This window comes from Leisingera aquaemixtae (genome assembly GCF_019801145.1).
GTDB classification, from domain to species: domain Bacteria; phylum Pseudomonadota; class Alphaproteobacteria; order Rhodobacterales; family Rhodobacteraceae; genus Leisingera; species Leisingera aquaemixtae_A.
In genome coordinates, this window is record NZ_JAHVJQ010000005.1 from 1 (window position 1) to 14,178 (window position 14,178).

The 14,178-nt window shown below is 56.7% G+C and carries 15 protein-coding genes; 6 read left to right on the forward strand and 9 right to left on the reverse strand.

What is annotated here, in order from left to right:
• Nucleotides 1-358: 358 nt before the first annotated feature.
• Nucleotides 359-973 carry a DUF805 domain-containing protein gene (locus tag KUW17_RS12970; protein ID WP_222479776.1) on the reverse strand — a complete coding sequence of 205 codons (615 nt, stop codon included), beginning with the start codon at nucleotides 971-973 and terminating at the stop codon, nucleotides 359-361.
• Between the two features lie 236 nt (nucleotides 974-1,209).
• Here KUW17_RS12970 and KUW17_RS12975 point away from each other — a divergent pair, with 236 nt between their 5' ends.
• Entirely contained in the window at nucleotides 1,210-1,392 is a 183-nt protein-coding gene (locus KUW17_RS12975; protein WP_261397197.1) for a helix-turn-helix domain-containing protein, read from the forward strand.
• A gap of 116 nt (nucleotides 1,393-1,508) precedes the next feature.
• Here the strand turns inward: KUW17_RS12975 and KUW17_RS12980 are convergent, their stop codons facing one another.
• The 4 genes from KUW17_RS12980 to KUW17_RS12995 form a co-directional block, all read right to left on the reverse strand.
• Nucleotides 1,509-2,426, reverse strand: coding sequence for a hypothetical protein (locus tag KUW17_RS12980; RefSeq protein WP_222479780.1), 918 nt, complete (start codon nucleotides 2,424-2,426; stop codon nucleotides 1,509-1,511).
• 206 nt (nucleotides 2,427-2,632) lie between these two features.
• Nucleotides 2,633-2,806, reverse strand: a complete 174-nt coding sequence (locus KUW17_RS12985) for a hypothetical protein (protein ID WP_222479782.1) — start codon at nucleotides 2,804-2,806, stop codon at nucleotides 2,633-2,635.
• Nucleotides 2,803-4,107 (reverse strand): DUF6538 domain-containing protein, encoded by a 1,305-nt coding sequence (locus tag KUW17_RS12990; protein ID WP_222479784.1) that lies wholly within the window; start codon nucleotides 4,105-4,107, stop codon nucleotides 2,803-2,805. The genes KUW17_RS12985 and KUW17_RS12990 overlap by 4 nt, the downstream gene beginning before the upstream one ends.
• Before the next feature lie 42 nt (nucleotides 4,108-4,149).
• Nucleotides 4,150-4,335: a hypothetical protein gene (locus KUW17_RS12995; protein ID WP_222479786.1), complete on the reverse strand. Its 186-nt coding sequence runs from the start codon at nucleotides 4,333-4,335 to the stop codon at nucleotides 4,150-4,152.
• Between the two features lie 495 nt (nucleotides 4,336-4,830).
• Here KUW17_RS12995 and KUW17_RS13000 point away from each other — a divergent pair, with 495 nt between their 5' ends.
• Both KUW17_RS13000 and KUW17_RS13005 read left to right on the forward strand, forming a co-directional pair.
• On the forward strand, nucleotides 4,831-6,456 hold the full coding sequence (locus KUW17_RS13000; protein WP_222479788.1) for a Hachiman antiphage defense system protein HamA: 1,626 nt from the start codon (nucleotides 4,831-4,833) through the stop codon (nucleotides 6,454-6,456).
• A complete protein-coding gene (locus KUW17_RS13005) occupies nucleotides 6,446-8,620 on the forward strand; it encodes a DEAD/DEAH box helicase (protein WP_222479790.1) in 2,175 nt (724 codons plus the stop codon). The genes KUW17_RS13000 and KUW17_RS13005 overlap by 11 nt, the downstream gene beginning before the upstream one ends.
• 309 nt (nucleotides 8,621-8,929) lie before the next feature.
• On the opposite strand, the gene KUW17_RS13010 is transcribed toward KUW17_RS13005, so the two are convergent.
• Nucleotides 8,930-9,802, reverse strand: coding sequence for a LysR family transcriptional regulator (locus KUW17_RS13010; RefSeq protein ID WP_222479792.1), 873 nt, complete (start codon nucleotides 9,800-9,802; stop codon nucleotides 8,930-8,932).
• 97 nt (nucleotides 9,803-9,899) lie between these two features.
• On the opposite strand from KUW17_RS13010, the gene KUW17_RS13015 reads away from it, so the two are divergent.
• Complete coding sequence (locus KUW17_RS13015; RefSeq protein ID WP_222479794.1) at nucleotides 9,900-10,100, forward strand: hypothetical protein; 201 nt, start codon at nucleotides 9,900-9,902, stop codon at nucleotides 10,098-10,100.
• Nucleotides 10,101-10,334: 234 nt separating this feature from the next.
• Nucleotides 10,335-11,027 carry a DUF2270 domain-containing protein gene (locus KUW17_RS13020; protein ID WP_222479796.1) on the forward strand — a complete coding sequence of 231 codons (693 nt, stop codon included), beginning with the start codon at nucleotides 10,335-10,337 and terminating at the stop codon, nucleotides 11,025-11,027.
• Between the two features lie 25 nt (nucleotides 11,028-11,052).
• Here the strand turns inward: KUW17_RS13020 and KUW17_RS13025 are convergent, their stop codons facing one another.
• Nucleotides 11,053-12,036 (reverse strand): calcium/sodium antiporter, encoded by a 984-nt coding sequence (locus tag KUW17_RS13025; RefSeq protein WP_222479799.1) that lies wholly within the window; start codon nucleotides 12,034-12,036, stop codon nucleotides 11,053-11,055.
• Nucleotides 12,037-12,456: 420 nt separating this feature from the next.
• Here KUW17_RS13025 and KUW17_RS13030 point away from each other — a divergent pair, with 420 nt between their 5' ends.
• Nucleotides 12,457-13,020 carry an outer membrane protein gene (locus tag KUW17_RS13030; RefSeq protein ID WP_222479800.1) on the forward strand — a complete coding sequence of 188 codons (564 nt, stop codon included), beginning with the start codon at nucleotides 12,457-12,459 and terminating at the stop codon, nucleotides 13,018-13,020.
• A gap of 77 nt (nucleotides 13,021-13,097) precedes the next feature.
• On the opposite strand, the gene ccoP is transcribed toward KUW17_RS13030, so the two are convergent.
• Both ccoP and KUW17_RS13040 read right to left on the reverse strand, forming a co-directional pair.
• A complete protein-coding gene (gene ccoP, locus KUW17_RS13035; protein WP_222479802.1) occupies nucleotides 13,098-13,967 on the reverse strand; it encodes a cytochrome-c oxidase, cbb3-type subunit III in 870 nt (289 codons plus the stop codon).
• The gene (locus KUW17_RS13040) at nucleotides 13,964-14,170 is read right to left on the reverse strand and encodes a cbb3-type cytochrome oxidase subunit 3 (protein WP_222479804.1); all 207 of its coding nucleotides are present in this window, start codon (nucleotides 14,168-14,170) and stop codon (nucleotides 13,964-13,966) included. Before KUW17_RS13040 ends, ccoP begins: the two co-directional genes overlap by 4 nt.
• Between the last annotated feature and the right edge of the window lie 8 nt (nucleotides 14,171-14,178).

The following is a 14,178-nucleotide window of genomic DNA, read 5'->3' on the forward strand; positions in this document are numbered from 1 at the left end:
CTCGACACGCCAACTCACCCGCAAAACAATGGGGCCGAAACCGGGGGCCTTTTCGGGGCTAACGGGTCCCTCGGGTGCTTGTTTTCTTGTTTGAGAGGCCGATGGCTGGGGTGGTAGGAGACCATCGGTTCCGAGTCTCTTCATCACCTTTGCCGATCCGCTAGAGAAACTGGGGCGGTTTCTGGGGCGTTTCGCTAGCTACCCGGCAGTTTCCAACACGCTCTCCCAACATCCCAGCGCCAACATCCCAGCCAGGAGCCGCGATCGACCCGCCAACATCCCAGCCTGCCGCTATCGGCCCGCTGACGAGTGGTGGCGGTGGAGACCCGATGGTGACGTTGGCCGGTGGTGTGGGTGGTTAGACGGGGGCGTCCTTGAATTCGTCGGTCGGAACCAGCAGCAGGAACACTAGGAGCGCGAGGTTAGCTGGCGGAACGAGAACTAGCAGGAACCACCATTGATTTACTCCGGTGTCTCGAGTGCGGCGAACTCCGAAGGCGACGAGGACCGCTGCGACCGCTCCGATGCTCAGGAGCGACAGGACGCCCAGCCAGCTATCTGGCTCCATCAGAAACAGAGCAAACAACACCAGTGTCAGCAGCCCAGTCAGGATTTGTGCGATCAGGTACTCTTTTCGGGATACACGGCCAGAGAAGCCAAACACATAGCTCAACATCGGCCCGAGTTTACTGCCTGTCTCCTTCAGAACGTCCGAGCTTACCAGTGAAAGCTCCTCGGAGACGGTAGCGGCTTCGCCAGCCACCTTTCGGACTTTCTCGGCCACTTCTGGCTGTTTCAGCATCCGCTGCCCTCTTAGGAGCAGCCATCCCACCAATCCGATCACGGTAAGAGCCGCAATCGACACCCCGGCAGATTCCACTAGCAATGTCATTGGCTGTAAAACCACGTACCAAAACCAAGCCACGCCCCCGGCGGCTCCAGCTAAGAACAATCCCTTAAAAGTGCTTTCCATGAGCTTCCTCGTTTAGTGATGGATGGAGCCGAAAGCCTGCCCACTTTTCCGTCCCTTTGCGCCGCGTAGTTTCGAAGCGGCCGCCACACGCCGCCACCTGATGGTGATGAAGCAATGGCTCCGGCTCCATCTCGAATGTCTCTTAAAACCGGTAGAGCTAAAACCATCAGTGCGCAATAGCATTGAGTGTGAAGAGAACGCCCAAGAGCCCACTGAGAGATATCGTAGCGCGGAACATGAGGTTGTTTCGGGCCGAGCGCGGCTGGTCTCAGGAACGGCTTGCTGCGGAGGCCGGTCTGAATCGCACTTATCTGAGTGCCGTTGAGCGTTCCGAACAGAACATATCCATCGACAATCTTTTCAAGGTGGCAGAAGGCTTGGGCGTTGAGAGCTGGCAGCTCCTGCGAACTCAAGACTAGATCTTAGTGAAGCCAACAGAACCACTTGCAAACCGAGCTAGTACGCCTCCGCCAACTGGCTGAGGCGGTAGTCCGATCCTCTTGGTTTTCGCTGTCGGCGCGGCTCCAACTGCTCACTAAAACGGGGATTCGAAGTCTTCAACCTTTTCGTCCACTGCTTTGACCATGCGTAGAAGTGTCTCTGTCAACCCAAGAAGAAAGGCCTGACTTATCTCGTGAACTTCGCCAGTTTCTCTATCCATGCCATTCCTGTGAACACAATCATGGCGCATCTTTATCGCCTTTTGGATCTGTTCAAGCTCGCTGCTCTCGGGACTGATATCGATACCCAAGCCTACCCGGAAAAGCCCTGTTACCTTCTTCAAATTATGAAACGATACTGCGCGAAGGTACTGAAGCAGTTTCTCTTTTGCAAAGTCTTCGAAGCCAATTGCATCTGAAAGCCGGAACTCGGTACTGCCAATCTGCAACTCCTTCGACTTTAGCAAACGACTTTGGACATCCCTGTTATTGGTAACAGTCAAGATCAACGTGTCCGCAAGAAAAACTTCAAGAGCAGTGATGCTTTGAGCAAGCAACATACGCGCTAGCATCCGGGATCGCTGATCTGCCTGAATGCCCAAAGCCAGTGCTCTTATGTCATCATTCGTCTTGCAAAATGCATGAAATACCGGTCGTGAAAGGCGCTCTTGCTGTTCCAGCCAAGCGAAATAATCCTGATCGTAGTCGTCATAGTCGTCGTAGTCGTGAATCGATCCTTGTACCGGACTAGCTTCGACTTGAAGACCTGGATAATCATCAAGTTCAATCTCGCAACTATACCAGTCAGTTTTTGCCCAGCCCTCAAAACTCTGATTGCAGCTGAAGCAGAGTACACTCACCGGTAGATGCTCTTCACCTCCATCTTCGTAGACGACTGGTAGCTCAACTAGTCCGTCGACGTTCTTCTCACAGTCAGGGCAATAGAAAGATGCATCGGTTTCTTCCCATTTTGCTTCCTCCATCTCCATCATTAGCGCCTTGGCTCTACCCATTCCTGCTCCTCAACCATGCATTTGTTATTGAAGGCTGCGTCTACTTATAAGTGGTGATTGTTGCATTCCTTGCACAGCTATCGAGCTGATAAAAGGTCAATTCTGGAAGGATCCATGCCCCCTCAAGGGGGCGATTGGGTAAAAGTTTTTTCTAAAAAAAATAAAAGTGGTGTCCCCGGCCAGCACGAAGCCAGCCGGGGTTAGAGTCAAGGTATTTTTCGGGTCAGCACGTACTCCGCCAGCCAGCGCCAGTAGTCTTCAGAACCAGCGAACCCCTGAGACCGAGCCGCCAGATCTTCAGCAGCCCTACGAGAAAGACCGCCATCGTATTCAGCGATAGCGGCCCTCTCTTCGAACTCCTCAATGTTGGGAATGCTCATCCCGGCAACCGTATCTGGTCGATGATAGACCGCTTCTGCTCGTCCGAGATGCCTGCGGAGTAGATGCCGTAGGTGATCCCGTTCTCCGATCGAGCCGACTTATGGCCTACCAGAGAAGCTGTGAAGTGCTCCGGAACTCCCGTACGCTCGCACTGGGTTATGAACCACTTCCTTGTGGAGTGAAAAACCAGCCGTGGACGCTCTAGCTTCAACCGTTTTCTGACGTCAGCAAACAGCTTTGATATTCGGTCGACAGTCAGGTCAGGGAATAACGGGCCGAACTTAGGCAGATCCGTGAACAGTTCCTCCAGCGCTGGGTGTACCGGAACCAGTCGTTCAGCAGCATCCGTCTTGAGCAAGCGCAGCTCATTTGGCCTGACCCACGCGAAGGTTCCAAGGTTGCCCTTCACCACGAGGTCTTCCCGAAGCAAGCCCGCAGCTTCCCCCGAACGCATCCCCGTCAACAGGCAGGTCAGCATTACCGGATACAGATCGCGGTCACGATCCAGCAACAGCCGACGCACCTCCTCGTCGGTTGGCACGGCATAAGGCTGAGGACGGATCTTCCGATCAAACCGAACGGTTCTGAAGGGGTTGGCATCCAGGTCTCCCTCATAGACGCACCAGTCGAGGAAGTGGTTCACCTGCGACCAGATACGCTTCTGAGTTCTGACAGAGATCCGAGCCGTTCCGTTGGCGGAGAAAGCGAGCAGAGCATCCAAGCCCAAGCCTCTCGTCGTCGCTGACTTGCCGATCAGCGGGGAGAGCTTGGCGATTGCTCCAAGGAACTCCCGGCCATCGTCTCGCCCCAGACTGCACAGCGATTGTCCACCATACTTGCTAGCGAACAGTTCCACCGAATAGCGAACCGACTTGTATCCACCGTAACGAAGCTGGTTGCTCCGTTTCTTCAGATATAGCTCTGCGCGGTCGCCGGTGGGTATCTTCTCCTTCTCGATCAACGGATTAAAATCCGGACGATCCAGAACAGTACCAGAGGCTGCTAGAGAAGTTCGCAGGCGATCGAGTGCGGTCTCCGGCTTCACCGCCCATGCTGGAGTACCAACCGCGCTCTCCGGTTGGCTAAGCGCTTCCTCGGAGCGCGTCCGAACCTCAGCTACCAGGCTTTCATAGCGAGCATTCAACTCAGCAGTCCGAACCCGGGCCGTAGCGGCATCTCGCGTCTTCAGAGATTGTTTCAGCACTTTCTGGCCGAGAGCCAGAGCGACGTCTTTAGGGAAATGGCGTCTGTAGAGCCACGTGTGACCCTTCAAGTACGCATACTTGATCTGAGCAGACATAGCGTCTCCTCCTTCTAGTTTTGAGTTTGGGAAGAAAGGGCTTCAGTCGCCCTCGTAGACCCTCAGGATCAGGTCGAAGTCCGGCTCGCCGTATTCGCCTTCCAGTGGTCCATTCAGTGAGTAGCCGCCCACGCAGTCGTCGAAGACTTCAGTGATCCGGAACAGATGCTCCGGCCAGTCTTCAGAAGCGCGGATGACCACGATGTCGTCGGGTTGATACTCGACCATCAGTCGATCCTGGCGAACAGTACAATGATGATCTTGCCAATGACGATTTCGCCGCTGCCGGACCGTCTAGCCCTGATCGGCTTAGTTGCTAGCAGGTACTTTGCAAGCATTTGAGACAGCATGATAAACCTCCGTATTTGCTACCGATTTAGATACGGAGGGTTGCTCGGATTTCTGGACGAAGTTCCCTTTCTCTCAAGGTGCAACTAATAAAACTGCCTTCAGTGAGCAGAGTTCTCTACAGCATAGGGCGAGCAAAGATAGAACCAGAAGGGGTCCTTTCGATCTATGACTGCAAACTGGAAAGTTTGTAATGGGGCTACGAATCTATTCAGTTGATGGTGATGAACTTCCCCTAAAAGTGAGCGGCGTTAGCCAAGGCTCAAGTCCGTTGACGCTACGCGCAAACACCGATAGGTGGAATGACTCCCCCAGTACTTGCAATCCAAAGGTTGTTTATGTAGCTGTTATCTCAGTATTTTAGCTTGCGACCCGATGACACTATTCAGCCTTATCGATCCGATCAATGTGAGCGACTCGGGCGGCGTAGCCGGGCGTGTGGGATATGATTTTCAAGCACATGTGGCAGCTGGCTTTGTGCTGGATATGTTAGTCAATCCGGACTTGCTGCAAGTTGAATGTGAAACCGCCGATGATGTGACGCTGCGCTGGGAGAGAGACGGACGAAGCGAAATTGAGTACGTCCAGGTTAAGAGTACCGAAGAGGACGGAAAGTGGGGAATAGGCGAAATCACTAGCAGGGATCAGTCTAAGCGAGGAAGTTCCCTAATGGAAAAGTCACTCGCATGCGACAAGTTTCCTGGAACGGCATTATTTCGCTTTGTTAGCACAAGGGAAATCCGAAAGGATCTAATTCTATTTAAATTGGATCGCTCCCAGAGATCGAGACTCAACTCGGATTTTGACGCATTAGTTCGTCGATTCGCAAAAAAGTATCCAGACTTTAAATCCAAGAACGGTAAAAATACAGAATACTGGGCTCGAAATTTACTTTGGGAAGTGGCTTATTCCGAGTCAGCTGTGGAAACAAGGAACACGAAAAAACTCCTTCGAGCAGCAGAGGGTCAAGGGGTGCTTCCGTCCTACAAACAAGCTGAACTGGCCTATGACAACCTGCTAAAGGCAGTTACTCACGCCTCCAAAGCATCCAGGGTCACTAATTCACCGGAAAAATCTATCAATAGGAAGGACATCTGGCCATGGTGGGACGATTTCTTGAATCAAGTTCGAGAAGACAGCCACAGAACTATTAAAGTCTACACACTCTCTACAGATGAATTTTTCACTGTCATTTCTGAAATAGATGATTTGGCAATACGACGAGCACTAAGAGCATTTGATGCTGAGTTCGATGGCGGCCAATGGAGAGAAGCAGATTTAGCTAGCTACCTTCTAGATTGGCTGCCTGAAGTTGCGCTTCCAGCAAAGGTTCTCGCCTCGCATAACTATTTAGGCGCTCGGCAACTAACCCAAAGAGCTCTTGAGGTAGCAAGCAGAAATCCTGATGTCGAAATTGAGCGTCTAGTTGCAGAGCTTCTATTGCACTCGATTCTTAGGCATTACCATAAAAGTGAGCCGATAGCTTGCAAGTTGTTTACAACGTGCCTCGGTCACGCTCACAAGAATACTGCGCAGATAGTCTCGTCAACCACGTGCGATGAGATCTGGCTAGGTCAGGGCAGGTTGGCAACAGTTCCAAATCGCGATGACGTGGCATCTGAAATCTTCAAGCAAATTACTGAAATCATTGACCGCAAGATTCTCAAAAGCGAACGGGAAGTAATAATCCAACTGAGAGACCCAGATCACATGAGGTCAGCCAATCTCGCGCGAGTGCTTTCGAAGTACGCTAAGATGGACGAGTTTCTGAATGCTCTGCGCATACCTATTTTGCTCGCCTACGACAGTGAGATAATAGCAAAGGGAGAGCTACCTGGTTATGTGGAAGAGTTAAAAAAAGAGGCTGAGGGACTATACGCTGAGCTGAAACGAAGCTCGCCAGCGGAGTTGAAGGATATACCAGTGCACATCTTTCTTGTACCTATCAAGTGCGCCGTCTCGTTGGTAAATACTTTCAGGGAGGGCCTGGATGGGCGCTGAAGTTGGGATCTCGAAACTGAGAGAAGTGCTTTCGGATCGCGCCGCTGTTTCGGAAGATCCTTTTGGGATATTGCAAGCGATTACCCGATTGATCAATGACATTAATACGCTCGATGTAGGTCGGGAAATGGTCATTCGCGCCTTGGCCGTCCAAAACTGTTTCCCAAAAGAGCTGCAGATCATATTGCAATCTCTGATCCAGTCTGTTGGGCTTTTCCCATACCTCGACACGGAAAGCGTTGAAGATCTGAAGGATCAAATTACGGTGGAAGCCCACAAGTCTCCGTTTGAGGAAGAGGGGTTCTTGTTCCACACACTTCAACTGCGTGTCTATCGTGAGTTGTTACTTGGCAAGAACGTAGTGCTGAGTGCTAACACCAGTGTGGGGAAAAGCTTGGTTGTTGATGCGGTAATCGCATCTGGAAAGCACAAGCACATAGCCATCATCGTACCCACTATAGCTTTGATCGATGAAACACGCAGGCGGTTGTTTAGGAGGTTTGGAGGTCAGTTTGACCTTGTTACCCATCCAACGCAAAAAACTGATGCCTCACGACCGACCATATTTGTTTTAACCCAGGAACGCGCGCTTGGACGTGACGACCTTGAGGGGGTAACTTTCTTTGTAATCGACGAGTTTTATAAGCTGGACATTAACAGAGATCCGTCTGATAGAACTATTGACCTGAACATCTGCTTTGATCGCCTTGCCAGATCTGGCGCACAGTTTTATTTAATTGGTCCAAACATTGATGCGGTTAGCGGGCTGGGGGGAGATTACGAATACTCCTTCTATCCCTCAACGTTTTCCACAGTTGCCACTGACGTATTTGTGCGTAATCTCCCTCGAGATTACGACATCAGGTTCGACGCTTTGCGTGAGATTCTGTTCGAGCTATCTTCCCCCACACTCGTTTATTGCCAATCCCCAACGAAAGCCGCTGAAGTTGCCGAGTCATTGTTGGAGACTCCGGTTTTCGTAGAGCCAAAACCGCAGATGGCGAAAGCAGTGGATTGGTTGCGTACACAATACCCTAATGATTGGATTTTCATAAGAGCACTAGAAAGAGGTATCGGTATACACCACGGGAATATTCCTAGGGCGCTACAGCAGTATGTAGTACGAGCGTTTGAGCAAGGGCTCATCAAGCTTATTATTTGCACATCTACAATCATTGAAGGAGTCAATACAGTGGCCGAGAACGTCATTGTATTTGACAAACGCATTGGGAAACCGGGAACCCCTAGTTTAGATAATTTCACATTCAAGAATATCTCCGGACGAGCTGGTAGAATGGCGAAATACTACGTGGGAAAGGTATTCGTTTTAGAGTCTCCGCCGACAGAAGAGAGTTCTTACGAAGTATCAGCGGGTCTTGATGCGCAAGATGAGACCACTCCATTTTCCCTGATACTCGACTTGCCTGTGGATAGCCTCACGTCTATTTCAAAGGAGAGAATTAGAGAAGTTGAATTCTACAGCCCCCTTTCACTATCCACCATTAAACTCAATCGACACATTGATGCCGACGACCAATTAGCTGTCTTTGAGATGATTTCCGAAGATCTGCTACACTTTGAAGACACTCTAGTATGGAAAGGACATCCGAAACCTCATCAGCTTTTGAGTGTTTGCAACATCATATACTCATGCCTCGATCGCGGCCGCTCCCTTGGAAGATATGGCATAAAGACGGGCGCTGGACTTAAAGCCGCTCTAGACCTCTTGAGGACAAATAAATCTTTCCGCCCCACAATCGATTATTGGGTCGAAAATAAGAATTTTGACGATTCAGTCAGCAAGGCAACCGAGAATGCTCTGCAATTCATGAGAAGATATGTAAGTTACACGTTCCCTCGTCAGTTAATGGCAGTCAGCAATATTCAGGCAGAAATCTATCTCTCCGAGGGGCGAGAAAACGTCGGAGATTATAGCCTTTTTGCAGCTCAAGCCGAGAACCTCTTTATGGAGGTCGGACTATTCGCGCTTGATGAGTACGGCATTCCTGCTGAGCTTTCGAGAAAACTTGGGCGCGAGTTTGGCGCGGTCCCTACTTTGGGTGTTGGTTTGGAGATCGTCAAAGGAGTTAACTTGAGCACAGAAAGGTTGCACCCCTTCGAAAAAGAAATCGTTGCAGACGTGCAGGCATCGCTGAATTTCTAGCTGTTTTCCCACCACACCACCGGCCAACGTCACCATCGGGTCTCCACCGCCACCACTCGTCAGCGGGCCGATAGCGGCAGGCTGGGATGTTGGCGGGTCGATCGCGGCTCCTGGCTGGGATGTTGGCGCTGGGATGTTGGGAGAGCGTGTTGGAAACTGCCGGGTAGCTAGCGAAACGCCCCAGAAACCGCCCCAGTTTCTCTAGCGGATCGGCAAAGGTGATGAAGAGACTCGGAACCGATGGTCTCCTACCACCCCAGCCATCGGCCTCTCTCACAACATGCAGACTCCTTCAAAACGGCCAGTGCGTCATTTCTTGACCTGACGCTGCAACCAGGCCGCGAAGCTTCGGGCCTCGGGGCGGAGCACGCCGGGGCGGGTGGCGATGTGGTAGCCCTTGCCGTAACCCTCAGTGAACAAGGCGTGCAGGCGGCCGGTTTGCAGATCCTCCGCGACAAACTCCTGGACGCTGACCGCCACCCCCTGCCCCGCGCGCACCGCCTGCATCAGCAGGTTGCCCGGCAGCCGTGTCCGCGGGCCGCGGAGGCTGTTCGTGACGCCCCGCGATTCCAGCCAGCGCGAGGCCTCGGTGGTGCCCAGCTCCTCCAGCCAGGGCAAATCCAGCAGATCCTCCGGCGCCACCACCCGGCGCCCGCCCAGCAGGCTGTCTGCTGCAATCACCACCATCGGTGATTGCAGCAGCATCCGGGCCTCCAGGCCAGGCCAGGCGCCATCGCCATAGCGGATCGCAATGTCGATGCCGCCCGGCTTCAGCTCAACCACCTCGCCCCGCGGATCCAGCACCAGGTCGATCTCCGGGTGGCTGGCCTGAAACTCCGCCAGTCGCGGCATCAGCCAATGGGCGGCAAACATCGGCGTGCAGGTGACATGCAGCGGCCGGGCGGCTCCGGCGGCTGAGATTTCCTGCACCGCCGCCTCGATCGCGCCGAAGCCCAGCTGCAGCGCCCGCGCCAGATGGACACCGTCCGCGGTCAGCGCCAGCGCCCGGCCGCTGCGGTCCAACAGCGCCGCCCCTAGATGCGCCTCCAGCGCCCGCAGCTGCTGGCTGATGGCAGCGTGGCTGACATTCAGCGCCGCCCCCGCCTGCACCACATTCCCCGTCTCCGCAAAGGCAGCAAAAGCCCTGAGTGCCGCAAGCGGCGGCATGTGCAGCCAGTCCATATGTTACCCCTACTTACATAACGCGATTTTTCTTAACTCGCAGGAATCGCCCCGCCAGGCAAGAGTCAGGTCAGACGCCAGAACAGGAGGCCCCGATATGCTGATTGACATCTATGCCCGCTCAATGGTGACCGCCGCCCGGCAGGACTGCGTGCGGCTGCGCGATCTGCCGCCCGCCAAACCGCTGCCGCGCGCCTATCAGGCGCCGCCCCGCAAACCGGGTCTGCTGGCCAGGCTCACCGCCTGGCTGCGCGGCCGGCCGCCGCAGGCCCGCTGCATCAATCCGCAAAAGATTTGAAGAAAAAAGCGCCGGTTTTCCAGGAAACGCGCGAACAGATCGGAAAACCGGCGCATGGCCCGTCTGGCCTGCACGTCGGCCTCGCGGGATTTCTTGCTGCCCAGGAGGGGGTATTGGCCAAGCAGCAAACTCTTTCACCTGCGGTTTTACCCCGCCTGCGGCGCCCGCAGTTTGATGCGGATCAAACTGGCGCAAATAATTTGCCCGGTTGCAGCAGAAAACTACTCTCAGTTCATGACCAGTTTAGAGCGCGAACAGACTGCAGGCGGCGCCCGCGCGCCGCTGTCGGCGGAGGAAGTCGGCGCGCTTGCGCATCTGTACCGCGGCGAAATCTACCGCAGCACGGTCTGGCGCACCCGGCTCGACACCACCACCAACTGGTCGGTGGTGACACTGGGGGTGGCGCTGTCGATCTCCTATGCCTCGCCGGAGGCCTCGCCGCTGCCGCTGATCCTGGTCGGGGTGCTGATCATCTTCTTCCTGATGCTGGAGGCCCGGCGCTACCGCTATTTCAACGTGTTCCGCGCTCGCGCCCGCTGGCTGGAGACGCATTTCTACACCCCGATGCTGGTGGAGGGCGACCTGCACCTGGAAGAACACTGGCAGGACGTGCTGGCCGCCGACTATTTGCGCCCGGAATACCATGTCGGCGTGATGACGGCGATCGGCCGGCGGATCCGGCGCAACTACTTCTGGGTCCTGCTGATCCAGTCGATGGCTTATGCGGGCAAGCTGGCCGTGCATCCCACGGGCGTGACCAGCTGGCAGCAGGCACTGGGCCGGGCCGACATCGGCCCCTTCCCCGGCGAGCTGGTGCTGGCAACCGGCGCATTCTACGTGCTGCTGTGGGGCGGCATCGCCTGGTGGAGCGCCAGGACAGACGCCGCCCGCGCCCGCAAGCGCAAGTCGATGACCTCGATGGGCTGAGGCCCGCAGGCAGAACGGCGGCCGCTCAGGCCGGCCACAGCCACCAGACATAAGCGCCATAGCCCGCCAGCAGCGCCGCGCCCTCGCGCCGCGACACCCGCAGCCCGGTCCAGGCCAGTCCCAGGAAGGCAACGGTCACCAGCAGCATCAGCGGGTTGTCGAACCCGGCAATCCGCTCCGGCACCTCCGAAGGTGCGATCATCGCGGTGGCCCCGCCGATGCCCAAGAGGTTGTAGATGTTGGAGCCGATGATATTGCCAAAGGCCATCTCGCCCTGGCGCCGCAGCGCTGCTGCGACAGAGGTCGCAAGCTCCGGGGCCGAGGTGCCCACGGCAACGATGGTGAGGCCGATAACGGTTTCGGACACCTGCATCATGCGCGCCAGTTCAACCGCCCCGTCCACCAGCATACCGCCGCCGCCGATCACCAGCGCCAGCCCGCCCAAGGCGGTGGCCAGCGGGCGCCACAGCGGCCGCCTGGCCGTGCTTTCAGGCGTTATCGCCGGGTCCACGCCCTCAAGCGCGGCGGCCTTGTCGTACAGCGCGCCGTGGTCTGCCGCCGTTGTCCGCTCCTGCCGGATGGCGAACCAGACATAAGCCGCCAGCACCAGGACAAAGCTCAGGCCCGCCAGCCGTGTCACCGGCACGGTTGCCGCAAGCGCTGCAAAAACCGCCGTGGCCGCCAGCATGACCCCGCCGTCTCGCCGCAGCGCTGCCGACTGCACCGCAATCGGCGCGATCAGAGCCGACAGGCCGGCGATCAGCAGGATATTGGCAATGTTCGAACCGGTGATATTGCCATAGGCGATCCCCGGCGCTCCGGCCAGCGCCGCGCGGACCGAGGTCACCAACTCGGGCGCCGAGGTGCCGAACCCCACCAGAGTGAGCCCGATCACCAGCGGCGAAATCCCGAACCGCTCGGCAACACGCACCGCCCCGCGCACCAGAAACTCGCCGCCCAGGATCAGCAGCGCAAGCCCGCCCAGAAGCGGAAGCCAGATGTCAAACACTTGAGACCTTTCCGAAAACGGCGTCCGGCCTACCCGGTGCGCCAGCACTCGCCGCCCTGCCCTGCCGGCCGGAACCGGGTCGCGGGCTGCGCCAAGCGCGTCCGCCACGGAAATGAGACCGCACCACCTCCGGTTTCAAGAGGCGCGAGCCGAAATATTCCCCTCCGCCGGGCCTGTTTCGGATTGCAGCCCGCCATTCGCGGGAAATCTGCGGCCCCTTGCTGTGCGGGGCAGGCAGCGGCGGGTGATTTGAGCGGAAACCGGCGCAAATTTGCTGTAGAATGGCAAAAGACCGCCTGCCGCAAGCGGATGAGCCGCCCTCCGTTCCCGCAGCCCTTTCCTGTGCACAAGCTGAGTTATCTTGTTTCACGAGTGCGGCAGCCGGTTTAGCGGCTCCTTCTGTTGAAAGGTATGTGTGTTATGAAGTGCAAATGTTTATCCGCCCTGTTCCTCGCCTCCGCCGTCACGGCCTCATCTGCATTTGCCGGCAACTGGGAAGGCGCCTATGTGGGCGGCCAGATCGGTTACGGCTCCGGGGATTTTGATCTCGGCACGCTGACCGACCTCGACACCGATGGCGCCGTGGGCGGTTTCACCATCGGCTACCTGTGGGAAGTGGGCGACTGGGCGATCGGCCCCGAACTGCAATACGATTTCTCCGACCTGTCGATCGAATCCGGCGGGGCTTCCGGCGATTTCGACGGGATCGCCCGGCTGAAACTCCGTGCCGGCTACGACCTGGGCAACGGGCTGCTCTACGGCAGCCTCGGCTTTGCCTACACCAACTTTGACGGGCTGTCGGGCGTGGACGACATCGACTTCGACGACCCCGGCTATGTCATCGGCTTCGGCTACGACCACCAGATCAACGACCAGTGGGTGATCGGCGGCGAATACCAGTACCATAAGTTCGACGACTTCGGCACCGACGGCAACGACGTCGACTTCGGCACCTTGCACATCCGGGCCATGTTCAGGTTCTGATCCCCTGGCGCCACAGTGCGCAAACGAAAAGGGGCCGCAATCCGCGGCCCCTTTGCTGTTTCCGGTGCTGGTGCTGGTTACTCGCCGCCGCCCAGCTGGTGGACGTAGGAGGACACCGCACGGATCTCCGCCTCGGTCAGGCGGGTGTTCCAGGCCGGCATCACGCCGTAGCGCGAGTTGCTCACGGTCTCGGTCAGCGTCTCGTAGTCGCCGCCATAGAGCCAGATTGCATCAGCCAGGTTCGGTGCGCCCTGCGAGCGGTCGCCGGTGCCGTCCTCGGCGTGGCAGGAGGAACAGTTGTCGGCAAAGACAACGGCACCGGCCTCAACCTTGGAGGCATCCTGCGCCTCGCCCGACAGCGACATCACGTAGTTGACCACCTGGGAAATCTCTTCCTTCTCAAGCAGTTCGTCGCGGCCGAAGGCAGGCATCTCGGAATAGCGCGCTTCGTCGCTGTCCTCGTTGCGGATGCCGTGGGTGACGGTGGCGTGGATATCCTCCATAGAGCCGCCCCAGAGCCAGTCGTCGTCCAAGAGGTTCGGATAGCCCTTGGCGCCGGCCGCCCCGGACCCGTGGCACTGGGCGCACCAGGTCTTGAACACGGCGGAACCGGCAGACACCGCGTAGGAGCCCAGTTCGGGATCTTCCGCAATGGCGGTCAGCTCGGCCGCCTCCAGCTTGGCGTTGATCGGCGCATTGGCTTCCTCGACGGCGGCAATCTCTGCCGCCACGTCGCCACGGGTCGACCAGCCCAGGATCCCCGCCGTGGCAGAGTTCACCAGCGGCCAGGCCGGATAGGCGATGGTGTAGAGAACGCCCCAGATGATGGTGGCGTAGAAGGTCCACAGCCACCAGCGCGGCATCGGGTTGTCGAATTCCTCGATCCCGTCCCACTCGTGGCCGGTGGTGTTCGGATCGCCCTCGAATTTCTGCGATTTCTTGCTCATGCCCTCGCCTCCTTATTCGCGGCGGGTTGGCCCTGGCTGGGCGCGGGTGCGTCATCATGCCGGAACGGGATGTTTGCGGTGTCCTGGTAAGCCTTGGTGCTGCCCGGGCGGAACGCCCAAACAATCACACCGATGAAGAAGGTGAACAGGAACAGCAGCATCCAGCTGTCGGCGAACTGCCTGAGGAGTGTATAAAGTTCCATACCATCCT